Genomic DNA, 15,950 nt, shown 5'->3' with positions numbered 1-15,950 from the left:
AGGGCGCACAGAACCCGTCGAGAGAGGAAACCGTGGGCAAGGCCAGAAACGTTTTGTTCATCATGTGCGACCAGCTGCGCGCGGATCACCTGTCCTGCGCCGGCCATCCGCACCTCAGGACACCGGCGATCGACGCGCTGGCGGCGCGCGGCGTGCGCTTCCCGCGCGCCTATGTGCAGTCGGGCGTCTGCGGGCCGAGCCGCATGAGCTTCTATACCGGCCGCTATGTGTCGAGCCACGGCGCCACCTGGAACCGGGTGCCGCTCTCCTTGCGCGAAAAGACCCTCGGCGAATTCCTGTCGATGGCCGGGATCAAGGTGGCGCTGGCCGGCAAGACCCACATCCTGCCCGACCTCGAGGCGCTGGAGCGCTTCGGCATCGAGGGCGGCTCGGCGCTGGAGGCGCTGATGCGGGCCGGCCGCTTCGAGGAGCTGGACCGCTATGACGGCCATTCGCCGCCGGGTGCGGAGAGCGGCTATCCCGAATATCTGCGGCGCCACGGCTACGTCTCCGAGGATCCGTGGAGCGACTTCGTGATCGCAGCCGACGGGCCCAATGGCGAGAAGGCCTCGGGCTGGCACATGCGCAACGTCCATCTGCCGGCGCGCGTGAAGGAGGAGCATTCCGAGACCGCCTACATGACGCGCGAGGCGATGCGCTTCATCGACGAGATGGGCGCCAAGCAATGGTGCCTGCATCTCAGCTACGTGAAGCCGCATTGGCCCTACATGGCGCCGGCGCCCTATCACAACATGTACGGTGCCGCCGACATGCTGCCGCTGAACCGCGACGAGCGGGAGCGGGTCAACGAGCATCCCGTGCTCGCCGCCTATCGCGAGATGGAGGAATCGGTCTCCTTCAGCCGGCCCGAGGCGCCGGGCATCGTGCGGCCGGCCTATATGGGCCTCATCACCCAGCTCGACGATTGGCTCGGCCGCCTGTTCACCCACATGGAGCGCGCCGGCCGGCTCGACGACACGCTGATCGTCTTCACCGCCGACCACGGCGATTTCCTGGGCGACCATTGGCTGGGCGAAAAGGAGATGTTCTACGAAGAGGCGCAGCGCGTGCCCTTCATCGTGGTCGATCCCGATCCCGAGGCCGACCTGACGCGCGGCACGGTCGACGAGCGCTTCGTCGAGGCGATCGATGTCGTGCCCACCATCCTCGAGACGCTGGGCCTGCCGCCGCAGGATCACCTGCTGGAGGGCCGATCTCTTTTGCCGCTCCTGCGCAAGATCCATCTCGACACCTGGCGCGACGCTGTCTTCTCCGAACTCGACTATTCCTTCCGCGAGGCGCGCACGATCCTCGGCCGCAAGCCCAACGAGTGCCGCGCCATCATGGTCCGCACCGAACGCTGGAAATATGTCTGGTGGCAGGGTTTCAGGCCGATGCTGTTCGATCTCGCCAACGACCCGAAGGAGCGGTGCGATCTCGGCGGCGACCTGACCTACGCGCCGATCTTCCGCGAGATGGAGGAGCGGCTGAACGCCTGGGCCAAGGCGCGCAAGAGTCGCGTCACCGTCGACGACACTTACGTCGCGGCACGCACGGCCAAGCATCGCCAGCACGGCATCTTCTTTGGACAGTGGTGAGATGAGCAACCAGCCCTACATCCTTCACGGCTTCGGCCCGTCGCCCTATTCGGTGAAGATGCGTGCCATTCTGCGCTATCGCCGGCTGCCCTTTATCTGGAAGGCCGTGGGCTGGCCGCGCGACGTCGCGGTCGCGGCCGGCTTGCCGCCGGTCATCCCGGCGCTGACGTTTCCCGACGGCACGGTGATGAACGATTCGACGCCGCTCGCCTATGCGCTGGAGCGCGCGCATCCCGGCCAGCGCTCGATCGTGCCCGACGATCCGGCGCACGCCTATCTCAGCGACCTGCTGGAGGATTTTGGCGACGAGTGGGTCACCAAGATCATGTTCCATTATCGCTGGTACTACGCGCCCGACCGGGCGTTCGCGCAGGGATGGGTGATCACCTCGCGCGATCCGCAGATGCCGGACGCCGAGCGGCGCGAGGCGATGCAGGCGTTCAACGACCGCCAGGTCGGCCGCATGGCGATGGTCGGCTGCACCGACGCCAACCGGCCGATCATCGAGGACAGCTATCGCATCATCCTCGACGCGCTCGATGCCCATGTCCGAAAGATGGAGTTCCTGTTCGGCTCGCGGCCGTCGCTGGCCGAGTTCGGCCTGTTCGGCCAACTCCAGATCCTGTCGGTCGATCCGACGCCGATGGCCGAGATGCGCGAACGCGCGCCCGACGTCTATTGCTGGCTGATGCGTCTCGACGATGCCTCGGGCGTCGAGGGCGAATGGCTGGCGGCCGATGCGCCGTTGCCGGAGGCGGTGACGGCCCTGCTGAAACATTGCGGCGAGACCTACCTGCCGTTCCTCGCCGCCAATCGCGCGGCGCTCGAACGCGGCGCGCCGTCGGTCGATCTCGACATTCTCGGCCGGAAGTGGAGTCAGGCGCCGTTCCGCTACCAGGTGAAGTGCTACGACGCGCTGCGCAAGAAGCTCGCCGCTCTGCCGGTCGACGTGCGGCACCGGCTCGATCCCGTGCTCGCTGAAACCGGCTGCCTGCGCTGGCTCGACTAGAGCGCAAGACGCATAAACGAAACAAACGAAATAAACGCAACGAACGAAACGGACACCCCCGGGAACCGATTCCCGGGATTTCGGTGGCTTGTCTAAGGTCGAATGGCCGATGCAGTAATCGCACAGTAAAACTCTGCCCCTAAGTTTTTCAGCCTGGGGGAGAGACACCATGACGACCGCGACCGAAGAGACTTTCGACAGCAAGGGCGACCTCAAGATCCATCTGCGCTCGTGGAAGCCCGAGGGTGCGCCGCGCGCCGTCGTCATCATCTGCCACGGCGTCAATTCGCATGGCGGCCAGTATCTCTGGCCGGCGGGCGAACTCGTGAAGAAGGGCCATGCCGTCTTCGCGCTCGACCTGCGCGGCCGCGGCAAGTCGGACGGCGAGCGTTTCTATGTCGACGACGTCGCCGACTATGTCGCCGACGTGGCCGGCGTCGTGAAGATCGCCAAGGCGCGCCATCCCGGCCTGCCGGTCTTCCTGCTGGGCCACAGCGCCGGCGGCGTCGTCTCCGCCACCTACACGCTCGACAACCAGGCCGAGCTCGCGGGCTTCATCTGCGAGAGCTTCGCCTTCCAGGTGCCGGCGCCGGGCTTCGCGCTCGCCGCCATCAAGGGGCTGAGCCACATCGCGCCGCGCCTGCCGGTGCTGAAGCTCAAGAACGAGGATTTCTCGCGCGATCCCGCGGCCGTGGCGGCCCTGAACGCCGATCCGCTCACCGCCCACGAGATCCAGCCGGCCGCCACCGTCGCCGCACTGGTGCGCGCCGACGAGCGCCTGCGCGAGGAATTCCCGAAGATTACCTTGCCCGTCCTCATCATGCACGGCACCGCCGACAAGGCGACCGTCTGCGAGGGCAGCCAGTTCTTCTACGACACGGCCGGCTCCGCCGACAAAACCCTGAAGCTCTACAAGGACCACTTCCACGACCTGCTGGCCGACACCGGCAAGGAAGGCGTGATGGCCGATATCACCGCGTGGATCGACGCGCGCCTGCCCTAGAACTCCATCGGGTCGCGGAAGTGCGCCTTGAAGATGCGGTCTCGATGCTCGATCAGGATCGGGTCGAGCGCCGCCACGATCTGCGGGTCGCTGGCGGCGAAGGCCGGGCGTGACGATTCGCGGATCGGGCACTGCGCCGCCGGCAGCGGCAGCATCATGTTCATGACCGTGGTCCAGTAGATGTCGACGGCGCTCAACGCATCGCCGACGAAATAGAAAACGCCGCGCGCCTGTTGCGCGCGGAGTCGCATCGCGAGCCCGCGCAAGGTCGCGGCGATACGGGCGCCCGCCGCTGCGGTCGTCGGCATCGAAGCGTCGTGAGCGACGATCTCGGCGGGAGTCCTGTAGGCGAGCATTTGCATCTCCTTTTCGCCATGATGCTTGCTGCTATGGGCCGGCCCGGCCAACGATGTTTTCCAGGGGCGGGATGAAAATTTCTGCTTCCCGACCCGCAGCGCGAGCCGGCGGGACGGGTTCGCGTGACGCCCGCCGGACGGACTGTTAGCGTCCGCGCCATAGATAAGAAAAGTCGTGTGTGGAGGAGTCATGTTCGAGTTCAAGGCTACCCGTCGTGCCGTTCTTGCCGGCGCCGCTGCAACCCTCGCCGCGCCGGGCGTCGTGCGCGCGCAGGACGCTTTCCCCAACAAGCAGATCAAGTTCATCGTGCCCTACACGCCGGCCGGCGCGACCGACAACATCTCGCGCATCGTCATGGCCAAGGTCTCGGAGCTGCTGGGCCAGCAGGTGCTGATCGACAACAGGGCGGGTGGCGGCGGCACGATCGGCACCGACGCGATCGCCAAGGCAGCGCCCGACGGCTACACGATCGGCCTCGTCACCATCTCCATGTTCTGCATGGCGCCGGCCCTCTACGCCAAGCTGCCCTACGATTCGGCCAAGGACTTCTCGCCGATGGCCGGCATGTCGGTGTGGCCGAACATGCTGGTGGTCCATCCCAGCGTGCCGGCCAAGACCGTGCCGGAGCTGATCGCATTGCTGAAGGCGAACCCCGGCAAGTACAACATGGCCTCGTCCGGTTCGGGGACCACGATCCATCTGGCCGGCGAGATGTTCAAGCAGCTCACCGGCACCGACATGGTGCACGTGCCCTACAAGGGCAGCGCCGGCGCGATGCAGGATCTCATCGCCGGCAACGTCCACATCATGTTCGACAACATGCCGAGCTGCTTCCCGCATGTGCAGGCGGGCAAGCTGCGCGCGCTGGGCGTCACCAGCCGCGAGCGCAACAAGGCGGCGCCCGACGTGCCGGCGATCATCGAATTCGTGCCGAACTATGTCGTGGAAGTCTGGATGGGCTTCGGCGGCCCGGCCGGCGTGCCGCAGCAGATCGTCGACAAGCTGGCGGCTGCCGGCACCAAGGCGCTCGAGGATGCCGACGTGAAGGCCAAGTTCGCCGCGCTCGGCACCGATCCCTGGCCGATGTCGCCCAAGGGCCTGCAGGACCGCATCGTGAGCGAGATCGCGGTGTGGGCGCCGATCGTCAAGGCGAGCGGCGCCAAGGTGGACGGCTGAGGCCGCGCCGACCCGATCCGAACCGCCGCGCCGTCCTCCGTGCTGGGGGAAGGCCGTCTTTCTGCCCGATGATGTCCGGTCTGTGCTAATTCCTCATCGATAACGGTGGGGGAGGCCGGTCCATGTACAAATCCATTCTGGCGATTTCCGAGGGCGGGCCGGATGCGGCCATGTCGTTCCGCCTCGCCGCGCAGATCGCCGGGCTGTTCGACGCCACGGTGGATGCGGTCCATTTCTCGGAGGTCAAACGGGGCGATGCCGACATCGCGCTGCAGTCGATGCCCTTCCTCAAGACCGAGTCCGACACCCGCGTCGAGGGGCGCGCGGCCGAGACCGAGCGGGCCTACCGCGAGCTGATCGCGCCGCTCGCCGGCGCGACGTTCAGCGGCCCCGGCCTGAAGCGCCAGCGGCTCGTCGCCATGGGCCGCGAATCGAGCCTGCTGCTGCTCGGCCGGCCCGGCACCGATCCCGAGAACATCGCCCCCGAAACCGTTCATGCGGCACTCTACGAGTGCGCACGGCCCGTGATGATCGCACCGCCCCATCGCGGCGATTGGCCGATGTCCTCGGTCGTCGTGGCCTGGAACGGCAGCGCCCAGGCCGCGCGTGCCGTGGGCTATGCCCTGCCTTTTCTCGCCCGGGCGAAGACGGTGACGATCGTCGTGGCCGGCGCGCCGTCCGATACTGTCGGCACGGCGTTCCTCGTGCGCACGCTCGGCCGCCACGGTATCGCGGCGACGGTGGAGACAATGGATCCAGGCGACGTGTCGGGTCGTGCCCGTGGCCGGGCGCTGCTGGATTATACGCGGGAGAAAGACGCGGACCTGCTGATCATGGGCGCCTATGGCCATGGCGGACTGTCGAACTTCCTGGGTCTCGGCGGCGCGACGGCGAAGGTGATCGCTTCATGCCCCGTGCCGCTACTGCTGGCGCATTGAGCGGCGGGCGGTATGAGAGGGTACGGACTCCGGACCTGAAGGCCTGTACAAGGGGCAATGAGCAACGAAGCATTCGGCAAGCACATGGTGTGGACGGTAGACCCGCGCACCCAGTCTGAAATCGGCATCGGCTATTCGAGCCTGGCGGAAGCCCAGGCCGAGGCCGTGAAGCTGGAGCAGGTCGGCTACAAGATCCTTCGGATCAGCCCGACATCACTGCCCAAGCCCAACTCGTGATCCTTCACCCTTCGCGGTGAATCCTCCCCAAGCAGCCCGGCGAAGCAATTCGCCGGGCTTTTTCATGGGTTGGCTCGGCGAAGCTCAGGCCGTGCGCGATGGCGAGGTCGGCACCATCGTGTCGACCAGCTTGCCGGCCATGTCGCCGACCTTCTCGCCGAGATGCGCGTCGGCGATCTGTTCGCTGACGGACTCCTTGGCCGTTTCGAGGGCCTCGCGGCCCTTGTCGATCGCCTGGGCGCCGACCTTGCCCAGCACGTTGCGCTCGGCCTGGGAGACCGGCAGCGCGGCGCCGAAGATCGCGCCCAGGGCCGTGCCGATGGCCGCGACCAGGATGGGCTGTTCTTCAAGCAGCCGGGATACGGCCTGCTTGGTGTCGGCCGCGAGGCGCGTCGCATCCTGCTCGAGATGCTGGGCGGCATCCTGGCCGTCATGGACCAGGCGCCGGGCCTGATCGACCTGTTCGCCCGCCTTGTCGCGCAACGTGTCGGCGGTGCCGCGCAGTGAGTCGGCGGTGCTGGTGGCCGTGTCCTTCAGCGACTGGGTGGCACCGCTCGCCAGGCCGGTGACCTTGTCCGTCACCTTACCGGCCATGTCCGTCACCTTGTCGCTCGCCTGCCCGGCGAGGGACTTCGCGGTGTCGCTGGCCTGGCCGGCCAGAGAACGGGCCGTGTCGGCCGCCGAACCGGCGGCGCTCCTCACGCCGCTGGCCGCCGCGACGGCGGCATCGGCACCGGCGGAGGTGGTGGCCTTGAGCGCCGAGCCTGCCGCCGACATGACGTCGGCGCCGGTCGTCCTGGTCAGCATCATGGTGAGGCCTGCGCCGATCAGCAGGGCGGCGCCGGGATTGCTGCGCGCCGAATCGGCCAGGCTCTTCACCAGGGTGAGGCTGCTGTCCCGCAGGACGCCGACCAGCTCGTTCGAAATGGCGGAGGTCGTCATGCCGTCGCGCAGCTGGCCGAGGGTGTTGGACAGGCCGGCGCGCTGGGCTTCGGCCTCACGCTGGAGTTGGGCGCTCTCTCTCATGTCAGGCTCTCCTTCGCCATGCGGGCATCGTTCTGCAGGGAGTTGATGGTACGGGTGGGGGTGGGATCGACGGCGCCGATCGTCTTCTTGCCGGCCATAAGCATGACGATGCCGCCCGCGGCGGAGCCGCCTGCCACGATGAGGATGGCGAGGGCGGGAGCGACTCCGCTCTCGATCAGCGCGGCGACCAGCGCCTGGAGAACCAGGATGAGGGCCGCAATCAGGAACACCGTTCCCACCAGCATCATGACGAGGCCGCTGACGACGCTGGTCTTCAACGCGTCGGCCTTTTCGCCCAGCTCGACCCGGGCGAGGCGGATTTCGGTCTGGATCAGGTCGGCACTGCGCCCCAGGGCGTCCGTGACGAGGGCAACGACGCCCGGTCTTTCGGTTGTGTTCATGTGGGCCTCCTAGACGTCGATGCGGCCGACATTGGACTCATCCGCGCGCGGACCCGGCGCGTCGGCCGCGGCGCCGATGCCCGCCTTGACGATGCGCGCCAGCGCAAAGCCCACGATGGCCGATCCGGCCAGCAGCGCGAGCGGCTGGCGCTTGCCGAAGTCGGTCGCGATCGTCAGCAGCTCGCCGGCCGACTTGTCGCGCAGGTCGTCGGCCAGCCGGTCGATGCGCTGTCCGGTCGAACGCACGTAGTCGGCGACGGCGGGTGACTGGTCCTGCAGCGAACCGGCGAGCGTCTCGGCGGTCTTGCCCAGCGCCGACACGGCGGCGGCGCCGCTCTCGGTCGACCGGCTGGCGAGTTCCTCGGCCTTGCCGGTCAGCGCCGTCTTGATCTCGGTAACCGCCGCGCCGAGATCGGGCTTGGCGTTCTTGTTTTCGTGAGTTTGGGTTAGGTCGGACATCTGGTTCTCCCTGGGCGAACGCCGTGATGGTCGCGCGCCGCCAACGTGCTCTGAGCGGTTTTCGTTCCTCAACTTTCGCTCACGGGACGGTCATGTACCGTGGCGAACGGAGCGGGAGAGAGCGAACTGTGGTGCACGCGCCACAGCGATCCGTCTTCTGCTTCGGCCGGGCTTTGCGCCGCGCCCTGTGACCATCCGGACAGCAACCGAATTCGACAATGCTGCGTTGCGGCACGTCGTTGCTATCGTTGTATGAGGAGATACCGTGGTCCGATTGCTCGCGCTGCTTGTCGTGTTCGTGGGCGCCAGTCTCTCGACCGCTCATGCCGACGGATTCTTCGACAAGCTCATCGAGCGGGCTCAGGTCTCGGCCACGCAGGCCTACGCCAAGGAGGCGCCGGTCCCCGATACGGCGAACTTGGGCTACGACACCTATCGCGGTATCCGCTTCCGTCCCGACTCCATCCTGTGGCGCTACGCCGGCAGCAAATTCCACGTCGAGTTCTTTCCCACTGGCTTCCTCTATCAGACGCCGGTGAAGATGTACGTGATCCGGCGCGGCCAAACGGCAGCAACGGCGGGGGCGGCAACGGCGCTCTCGGCATCGCCCGAGATGTTCGATTTCGGCAAGGCCGTACCGCCCGCCAAGGTCGGGTTTGCGGGCTTCAAGGTCACCCATCCATTGAACAACGGCCAGAAGTTCGACGAGATCGTCTCGTTTCTCGGCGCCAGCTATTTCCGGCCGATCGGCAAGGGCCAGGCCTATGGCGCCTCGGCGCGTGGACTGGCAATCGACACGGCCACGTCACGCCCGGAGGAGTTTCCCGAGTTCCGCGAATTCTGGCTGGTCGAGCCGGCGCCCGGCGACAAATCGCTGACGATCTACGCGCTGCTCGAATCGCCGGGCGCCAGCGGCGCCTATGCCTTCACCGTGACGCCGGGGTCGCGCACAACGGTCGACGTCGATGCGCGCCTCTTCCTGCGCCACAACGTGTCGATGCTGGGCGTGGCGCCGCTCACCAGCATGTTCCTGTCGGGCAAGATGGGTCCGTGGCGTGACGACTTCCGGCCCGAGATCCACGACTCCGACGGGCTCGCGCTGCTGACCGGCAAGGGCGAGCGCATCTGGCGGCCGCTGGGCAATCCCGGCTCGCTGCAGGTCTCGTCCTTTGCCGACAACAATCCGCGCGGCTTCGGCCTGCAGCAGCGCGAACGCCATTTCGACCGCTATCAGGACACGGTCGCCAAATACCAGACACGGCCCAGCCTCTGGGTCGAACCCAAGGGCGACTGGGGCGAGGGCGAGGTGCGCCTCGTCGAGATCCCGACGCCGTCGGAATATCACGACAATATCGTGGCCTTCTGGGTCTCGAAGTGGCCGGTCGAGAAGGGCAAGCCGCTGGAATATCGCTATCGCCTCTCGGCCTTGAGCGACGAGGCGGCACTTTCGCCCGAAGCCCGTGTGGTGGCGACGCGCCAGGCGCCGGTCGACGGCAACAACAAGGCACGCCGCCTCGTCATCGAGTTCGAGGGCGACACTTTGACCAGGCTGCCGGAGCAACGGCTGGTCGAGTCCAACGTAGAGGTGAACGGTGGCAAGCTCGTGCGGGTCGAGATCGACCGCCCGCCGGGCTCGACCAACCGGCGTCTGTTCATCGATGTCGAACCGGAGAGCCGCCGGACCGCCGAGGTCCGCGCCTTCCTGACCATGGACGGCAAGCGGTTGAGCGAGACCCTCAGCATCCAGATACGGCAGTAACCCCGATTCGTGTCCCAGCTTTGGCCCCAAGGAGGGCGCGTCCCATGGAACACACAGAAGACCGCACGCACTGGAACCTCGACCGGCATGCGGGGCGTGCGGGCTGGCGGCGGTTCATCCTTTTCGTTCTGGCAACCGCGACGACGGTGGGCGGCATCCATCTGCTGGCGACGGCGCTGGGGCCGCAGGTGCCTTATGGGCTGGCCATTGCCCTGCTCGTGGTGTTCGCGCTGGGCTTCGGCTGGATCACGCTCTCCTTCTGGGCCGCTCTGATCGGCTTCGTGCTTAAGGTCTTCGGCCTGCATCCGTTGTCGCTGCGCCGCCAGGGTGCGGGCGATGGCGAGGTGCCGGTCCTGCGTGGCCGCACGGCGATCCTCGTGCCCGTCTACAACGAGGAGCCGTCGGAAGTCTTTGCCCGCATGGCGACCACCTGGCGCTCGCTCGAGTCGACCGGCCGGTCGGATGCCTTCGAGATGTTCGTGTTGAGCGATACGACGAAGGACGAGATCGCGGCGGAAGAAGCGGCGGGCATCGAGCTGCTGCGTCAGCAGCTGGGCATCGGCGAGCGGCTGCACTGGCGCCGGCGCGGGAAGAATATCCACCGCAAGGCCGGCAACATCATGGACTGGGTCGACACTCACGGCGCCCGCTTCGACCACATGATCGTGTTCGATGCCGACAGCGTGATGTCGGGCGATACGATGGTGCGTCTGGCCGCGCTGATGGAAGCCAGCCCGCGCACCGGCATCATCCAGACCCATGCGGTGGCGATGGGGCGCGAGACGCTGTTCGCCCGTGTCCTGCAATTCTCCTCGCGCCTCTACGGCAGCATGCTGGCGACGGGCCACGCCTTCTGGCAGATGGGCGAGGCCAATTACTTCGGTCACAACGCCATCATCCGCGTCGCGGCCTTTTCGGAATATTGCCGCCTGCCTGTCTTCAAGGGCCGTGCGCCGTTCGGCGGCGAGATCCTGAGCCACGATTTCGTCGAGGCGGCTTTCATCCGCCGCGCCGGTTTCTTCGTCTGGAACCTGCCGAACCTCGGCGGCAGCTACGAGGAACTGCCCACCAACGTGATCGACTATGCGATCCGCGACCGGCGTTGGATGCAGGGCAACCTGCAGCATGCCCGACTGGTGCCCGCGCGCGGCCTGCACTGGGTGAGCCGGCTCCACCTGGTGATGGGCATCATGGGCTATCTCGCCTCGCCGCTGTGGCTGGGCTCGCTGCTGATCAGCGCCGCCATCGTGCTGGAACACGAGATCGTCGGCCCGGTCTATTTCGGCAACGTGCCGTCGCTGTTCCCCAACTGGCCGCAATACAATACCGGCCACGTGCACGGGCTGCTGCTGGTGACGGCGGTCATGCTGTTTCTCCCGAAGCTGCTCGCCATGGTGCTCGGCCTGTTCTCGCCGGCGCGCGCCTATGGCGGTCGACTGGCGCTGATCGGCAGCGTGCTGCTGGAGACGCTGTTCTCGATGCTGCTGGCGCCGGTGATGATGCTGTTCCACTCGGTGTTCGTGCTGGGCATCCTGGGCGGTCACGCCGTCGGCTGGCCGCCGCAGGAACGCGGCGATCGCGGCATGTCGTGGGAAGTGGCACTTGGCCGGCATCTCGGCCAGATCGTGCTGGGCATCGCCGCGGTCGCGGTGATGGGTTACTGGGCGCCGTCGTTCCTCTACTGGCTGCTGCCGGTGGTCGCCGGCCTTCTGCTGGCCCCGCTGCTCGCCGTCCTGTCGAGCCGCCGCAGCCTCGGCGTCGGCGCCCGCCGCTGGCGCATGTTCATGACGCCAGAAGAACGGCAGGACTGGGATCGGCAGGAAAAGGCGCCGGGCGTGACCGCTACTTGATCTCGTAGCTGTCGATCAGCCAGGGCTCGTGCTGGGCGGCGTCGATCCATTCCTTCATCGCGGGATGGGAGAGCAGGGCCGTGCAGTAGGCGTCGGCGTCGCTGTCGAGGGTGACGCTGTAGGTCTTGAATCGGGTCGCCACGGGGGCGAACATCGCGTCGGCCGCGCCGAAGGTGCCGAACAGGAATCCCTCGTCCTTCTGAAACGCGCCCGAGAAGCGCTTGCGGCAGTCGCGCCACAGGAAGGTGATGCGCTCGATGTCGGCGCGCACGCCCGGCGTCATGCCCTTGCCGGGAAACGAGGCGCGGATGTTCATCGGCATGTTGTTGCGCAGGTCGGGAAAGCTCGAATGCATTTCGGCCGAGATCGAGCGGGCATGCGCGCGCGCCCCGGCCGAGGGCGGCCACAGGCCGGCTTCCGGCTTGATGTCGTTCAGGTATTCCGCAATGGCGAGCGAATCCCACACCGCGAGGCCACGGTGCAGCAGCACGGGCACGCGGCCCGACGGCGAGTGCTTGCGGATCGCCGCCTGCGTCTCGGGCCGGTCGAGCGGCACGACGATTTCGTCGAACTCGATCCCGGCGATCCTGGCCATCAGCCAGCCGCGCAAGGACCACGACGAATAATTCTTGTTGCCGATCACGACGGTGAACTCGGCCATCGACGCCCTCCTTGCCAGCCATGGAGTTTGGCCGGCAATGTTAGTCCTTCTCCATGATGATTGTGAGCATGGCCATGTCGCTGCCGTTCGTCGACCGTTCTTCTTCCTCCTTACCCCTGCAGTTTGTAGGTCAATCGACGTGGCAGCCCTGGTTGAAGGTACAGTCCGCCGCGCAGCGTGCGTGGATCGAATCGCTCGGTATTTCGGGCGCTCCGGGCGACCTGGTCGTGTTGCCGGGCGATGACGGCAAGGCTTCAGGTGCAGTTCTTGTGATTCCCAATGCCCCGACCTTGTGGGATTTCGGCGCGCTCGCGTCGAAACTGCCGGTCGCCACATGGCATCTGGAAGGCGAGACGGCACCGGTCTCGATGACCGATGTCGCCGTGGCGATCGGGCTCGGCACCTGGAAGTTCGAGCGCTATCGCGCGACCAAGAGCAAGGCGGGTCCGCGCTTCGTGTGGCCCCAGGGCGCCGACAAGAAGCGCGCGACCGCGATCGTCGAGGCGATCTCGATGGCGCGCGATCTCATCACCACGCCGTCCTCCGACATGGGCCCGGCCGAGCTGGCGGCGGCGGCGCAGGGCCTCGCCAAGGCGCACAAGGCGAAGATCAAGGTGATCGTGGGCGACGATCTCCTGAAGCAGAACTATCCGACGATCCATGCGGTGGGCCGCGCCTCGACGCGCGCGCCGCGCCTGATCGACCTCACCTGGGGCAAGGCGAGCGATCCCAAGGTGACCCTGGTCGGCAAGGGCGTGTGCTTCGACACCGGTGGCCTCGACCTCAAGCCGGCGGCCGGCATGCTGATGATGAAGAAGGACATGGGTGGTGCTGCGACCGTGCTCGCGGTGGCGTCGATGATCATGGCGACGCGCCTGCCGGTGCGGCTGCGCGTGCTGGTGCCGGCGGTCGAGAATTCCGTGTCGGGCAATGCCTTCCGGCCGATGGACGTGATCACGACGCGCAAGGGCATCACCGTCGAGATCGGCAACACCGACGCCGAGGGACGGCTGATCCTGTGCGATGCGCTGCACGAGGGCGCGTCGGAGAAGCCCGCGATGATGATCGACTGCGCGACCTTGACGGGGGCGGCGCGCGTGGCGCTGGGACCGGACCTGCCGGCGCTGTTCTGCAACAACGACGCGCTGGCCGACTCGCTGATCGCGGCGGGCCAGCAGGTCACCGATCCGATGTGGCGGATGCCGCTGTTCGCGCCCTATCGCCAGATGCTGGCCAGCAAGGTGGCCGACATCAACAACGTCTCGGCCGGCGCCTTCGGCGGCTCGATCACCGCCGCGCTCTATCTCAAGGAGTTCGTGCCCGACGACGTGCCGTGGGCGCATTTCGACATGATGGCCTGGAACAACACCAGCCGGCCGGGCCGCCCCGAAGGCGGCGAGGCCCAGGTCTCGCGCGCGATCTATCGCACAATCGCCGACAGGTTCGGGAAGTAGGTGAGAGAGGGCTGAGCCCAAAAAGCAAAGCCCGTCATCTCGACGACGGCTTGTTTTAGTACCCCGTAACCGGGTCGACTGTGTTGATCGTCGGTTGCCCCGCGCGCACGCGCTTGATGTTCTCGATCACGCCGGGCGAGGCGGTGCGCGGGTTGGTGGCGCCGGCGATGTGCGGCGTCACCTTGACCTTGGGATGCGTCCAGTAGGGATGGCTCTCGGGCAGCGGCTCGGTGTTGAACACGTCGAGCGCGGCGCCGGCGAGGTGGCCCGAGTCGATCGCCGCCAGCAGGTCGTCGTCGACCACGTGCCCGCCGCGACCCATGTTGATCACGTAGGCGCCCTTCGGCAGCGCGGCGAACAGCCTGGCATCGAGCAGGCCCTTCGTGTCGCGCGTGAGCGGCAGCACGTTCACCAGGATGTCGGTGCGGGCGAGGAACGCCGCCAGCCCGTCCGGACCGTGGAAGGTCTCGACGCCGGGCAGCGTCTTCTGCGTGCGGCTCCAGCCGGCGGTCGGGAAGCCCAGGGCCGCGAATTTCTTCGCCGTGTCCTGGCCGATCGTGCCGAGGCCGGTGATGCCGATGCGGCGATCGATCGTGTCGACGAAGTCCTCGGGCTTCCACTGCTTGGCTTGCTGGCTGGCCGCGTACTTGTCGATGTCGCGATGGTGCCGCAGCGCCCAGTAGATGGCGTATTCACTCATCTGGCCGACCAGTCCGTCGTCCATGATGCGGGTGATCGGCACGCCCGCCGGGAGTTGATCGTCGGCCAGCAGGTGGTCGACGCCCATGCCCAGCGACACGATCAGCTTCACGTTGGGAAAGGAGGCGATCAGCCCGCGATCGGGCTTCCAGGCGAGGACGACCTCGATATCGTCCCTGTTGCCGAGATTGTCGCGGGTGCGGAAATCGAGCGGACCGAGGCCCGCTTCGAGGACTTTTTTCCAGAGAACGCCGTCGGTATCGCGGCTGAGATAGGCAATAGCGTCGGCCATTCCCTCTTCTACTGAGGCAGCGTCGCCGGGTCGAGCTTGATTCCCTTTTCCTTGTAATAACGCACGGCGCCGGGGTGGAATGTCAGGATGGTGTTGCGTGTGGCGTTGGCGGCGATCGACTCCTTGGCCGCCGCGTGGGCGCGCAGCATCGCCGGATTGTTCTCCAGAATGGTCTTGGTGATCGTGTAGGCCGTGGCCTCCGGCAGGTCCTTGGCCGAGATCGCGAAATTGAACAGGCCGATCGTCTTCTGGTCTTCCGCCTGCTGCCTGTAGAGGCCCTTCGGGATCGTCGCCTCGGTGAATTCCGGCATCTTGGCCCGGATGAGCGCGATCTCTTCCGGCGTCCAGGTGAAGAAGTTCACCGCCTGCTCGGAGTCGAGCTGCGTGAAGATCGGTACCGGCACGCCGGCGCCGAAGCAGAAAGCGTCGATCAAGCCGTCGTTGAGCTGGTTGCCGACCTCGGCGCTCTGGCCGTTGCGCGCGGTCACGTTCATGCCGAGCACGTCGAAGATCAGTGGGAAATAGGTGCCGGCCGTGCCCGCCTTCGGGCCGGTGCCGACCGTCTTGCCGTCGAGCTGCTTGAAGCTCGTGATGCCCGATTTCTTGAGTGACACGCATTGCATCGGCGTGTCGTACATCGGGAACAGCGCGCGGATGCCGTCGTACTTCTTGCCCTTGGTCCACGGAGCGGAACCCTGGAGCGCCTGCAGGGCGACGCCCATCGTGGTCATGCCGAGCGCGAGCTTGCCCTCGTCGATCATGATGACGTTCTGGTTCGGCCCCTGCGTCTGCTGCGTCGTTACCTTCAGGCCGGCCTTGTCGCTCAGCAAGCTCGCGACGATGCCGCCATAGACATAGTAGGTGCCGCCGACGGAAGCGGTCCCCAGGATAAGAGGCTGCGGTTGGGCAAGGGCTGTGAGAGGAGCGGCGACGACAAGAGCAGCGGCGAGCAAGACGCGGCGAAGGCCGATCATGACGTCCTCCCTTTCAGGCCCTCCTCATAGTTTTGTCGCGCGAAGCCTGCAAGACCC

Annotated in this window: 16 protein-coding genes; 9 read left to right on the top strand and 7 right to left on the bottom strand. The window is 66.7% G+C overall.

Annotation, left to right across the window (positions count from 1 at the left end):
- Positions 1 to 32 precede the first annotated feature (32 nt).
- From AC1ROX_RS21880 to AC1ROX_RS21870, 3 genes are all read left to right on the top strand, one after another.
- Entirely contained in the window at positions 33 to 1,598 is a 1,566-nt protein-coding gene (locus AC1ROX_RS21880) for a sulfatase-like hydrolase/transferase (protein WP_493129072.1), read from the top strand.
- 1 nt (position 1,599) lies between these two features.
- The gene (locus AC1ROX_RS21875; protein WP_493129070.1) at positions 1,600 to 2,607 is read left to right on the top strand and encodes a glutathione S-transferase N-terminal domain-containing protein; all 1,008 of its coding nucleotides are present in this window, start codon (positions 1,600 to 1,602) and stop codon (positions 2,605 to 2,607) included.
- Positions 2,608 to 2,776: 169 nt separating this feature from the next.
- A complete protein-coding gene (locus AC1ROX_RS21870) occupies positions 2,777 to 3,610 on the top strand; it encodes an alpha/beta hydrolase (protein ID WP_493129068.1) in 834 nt (277 codons plus the stop codon).
- On the opposite strand, the gene AC1ROX_RS21865 is transcribed toward AC1ROX_RS21870, so the two are convergent.
- A complete protein-coding gene (locus tag AC1ROX_RS21865; protein WP_493129066.1) occupies positions 3,607 to 3,966 on the bottom strand; it encodes a hypothetical protein in 360 nt (119 codons plus the stop codon). The two genes, AC1ROX_RS21870 and AC1ROX_RS21865, sit on opposite strands and share 4 nt — an antisense overlap.
- A 190-nt stretch (positions 3,967 to 4,156) precedes the next feature.
- On the opposite strand from AC1ROX_RS21865, the gene AC1ROX_RS21860 reads away from it, so the two are divergent.
- The 3 genes from AC1ROX_RS21860 to AC1ROX_RS21850 all read left to right on the top strand — a co-directional run bounded on the left by AC1ROX_RS21860 (position 4,157) and on the right by AC1ROX_RS21850 (position 6,318).
- The gene (locus AC1ROX_RS21860) at positions 4,157 to 5,143 is read left to right on the top strand and encodes a Bug family tripartite tricarboxylate transporter substrate binding protein (protein WP_493129064.1); all 987 of its coding nucleotides are present in this window, start codon (positions 4,157 to 4,159) and stop codon (positions 5,141 to 5,143) included.
- A 122-nt stretch (positions 5,144 to 5,265) separates the two neighbouring features.
- On the top strand, positions 5,266 to 6,081 hold the full coding sequence (locus AC1ROX_RS21855; RefSeq protein ID WP_493129062.1) for a universal stress protein: 816 nt from the start codon (positions 5,266 to 5,268) through the stop codon (positions 6,079 to 6,081).
- Between the two features lie 57 nt (positions 6,082 to 6,138).
- Complete coding sequence (locus tag AC1ROX_RS21850) at positions 6,139 to 6,318, top strand: hypothetical protein (RefSeq protein ID WP_493129060.1); 180 nt, start codon at positions 6,139 to 6,141, stop codon at positions 6,316 to 6,318.
- An 84-nt stretch (positions 6,319 to 6,402) separates the two neighbouring features.
- On the opposite strand, the gene AC1ROX_RS21845 is transcribed toward AC1ROX_RS21850, so the two are convergent.
- Genes AC1ROX_RS21845 through AC1ROX_RS21835 form a run of 3 tightly spaced genes read right to left on the bottom strand, consistent with a single transcriptional unit; the run spans position 6,403 to position 8,204 of the window.
- The gene (locus AC1ROX_RS21845) at positions 6,403 to 7,344 is read right to left on the bottom strand and encodes a hypothetical protein (RefSeq protein ID WP_493129058.1); all 942 of its coding nucleotides are present in this window, start codon (positions 7,342 to 7,344) and stop codon (positions 6,403 to 6,405) included.
- Positions 7,341 to 7,745: a phage holin family protein gene (locus AC1ROX_RS21840; RefSeq protein WP_493129056.1), complete on the bottom strand. Its 405-nt coding sequence runs from the start codon at positions 7,743 to 7,745 to the stop codon at positions 7,341 to 7,343. The genes AC1ROX_RS21845 and AC1ROX_RS21840 overlap by 4 nt, the downstream gene beginning before the upstream one ends.
- A 9-nt stretch (positions 7,746 to 7,754) precedes the next feature.
- Positions 7,755 to 8,204, bottom strand: coding sequence for a hypothetical protein (locus AC1ROX_RS21835; RefSeq protein WP_493129054.1), 450 nt, complete (start codon positions 8,202 to 8,204; stop codon positions 7,755 to 7,757).
- Positions 8,205 to 8,469: 265 nt separating this feature from the next.
- Between AC1ROX_RS21835 and AC1ROX_RS21830 the strand changes: the two genes are divergently transcribed.
- Positions 8,470 to 9,963: an OpgD/OpgG family glucan biosynthesis protein gene (locus tag AC1ROX_RS21830; RefSeq protein ID WP_493129052.1), complete on the top strand. Its 1,494-nt coding sequence runs from the start codon at positions 8,470 to 8,472 to the stop codon at positions 9,961 to 9,963.
- A 44-nt stretch (positions 9,964 to 10,007) separates the two neighbouring features.
- Positions 10,008 to 11,813, top strand: coding sequence for a glucans biosynthesis glucosyltransferase MdoH (gene mdoH / locus AC1ROX_RS21825; RefSeq protein ID WP_493129050.1), 1,806 nt, complete (start codon positions 10,008 to 10,010; stop codon positions 11,811 to 11,813).
- Here mdoH and AC1ROX_RS21820 read toward each other — a convergent pair.
- Positions 11,806 to 12,474 carry a glutathione S-transferase family protein gene (locus AC1ROX_RS21820; protein WP_493129048.1) on the bottom strand — a complete coding sequence of 223 codons (669 nt, stop codon included), beginning with the start codon at positions 12,472 to 12,474 and terminating at the stop codon, positions 11,806 to 11,808. The two genes, mdoH and AC1ROX_RS21820, sit on opposite strands and share 8 nt — an antisense overlap.
- Before the next feature lie 74 nt (positions 12,475 to 12,548).
- Between AC1ROX_RS21820 and AC1ROX_RS21815 the strand changes: the two genes are divergently transcribed.
- Positions 12,549 to 13,928 (top strand): leucyl aminopeptidase family protein, encoded by a 1,380-nt coding sequence (locus AC1ROX_RS21815; RefSeq protein WP_493129046.1) that lies wholly within the window; start codon positions 12,549 to 12,551, stop codon positions 13,926 to 13,928.
- 55 nt (positions 13,929 to 13,983) lie between these two features.
- Here AC1ROX_RS21815 and AC1ROX_RS21810 read toward each other — a convergent pair whose 3' ends face one another.
- Together AC1ROX_RS21810 and AC1ROX_RS21805 are read right to left on the bottom strand one after the other, a co-directional pair.
- Positions 13,984 to 14,919, bottom strand: coding sequence for a 2-hydroxyacid dehydrogenase (locus AC1ROX_RS21810; protein WP_493129044.1), 936 nt, complete (start codon positions 14,917 to 14,919; stop codon positions 13,984 to 13,986).
- An 8-nt stretch (positions 14,920 to 14,927) separates the two neighbouring features.
- A complete protein-coding gene (locus tag AC1ROX_RS21805) occupies positions 14,928 to 15,893 on the bottom strand; it encodes a TAXI family TRAP transporter solute-binding subunit (RefSeq protein WP_493129042.1) in 966 nt (321 codons plus the stop codon).
- Between the last annotated feature and the right edge of the window lie 57 nt (positions 15,894 to 15,950).

The organism is Reyranella sp. GW821-FHT14A01 (assembly GCF_058803965.1).
This window is presented reverse-complemented; position numbering and strand designations above follow the sequence as displayed.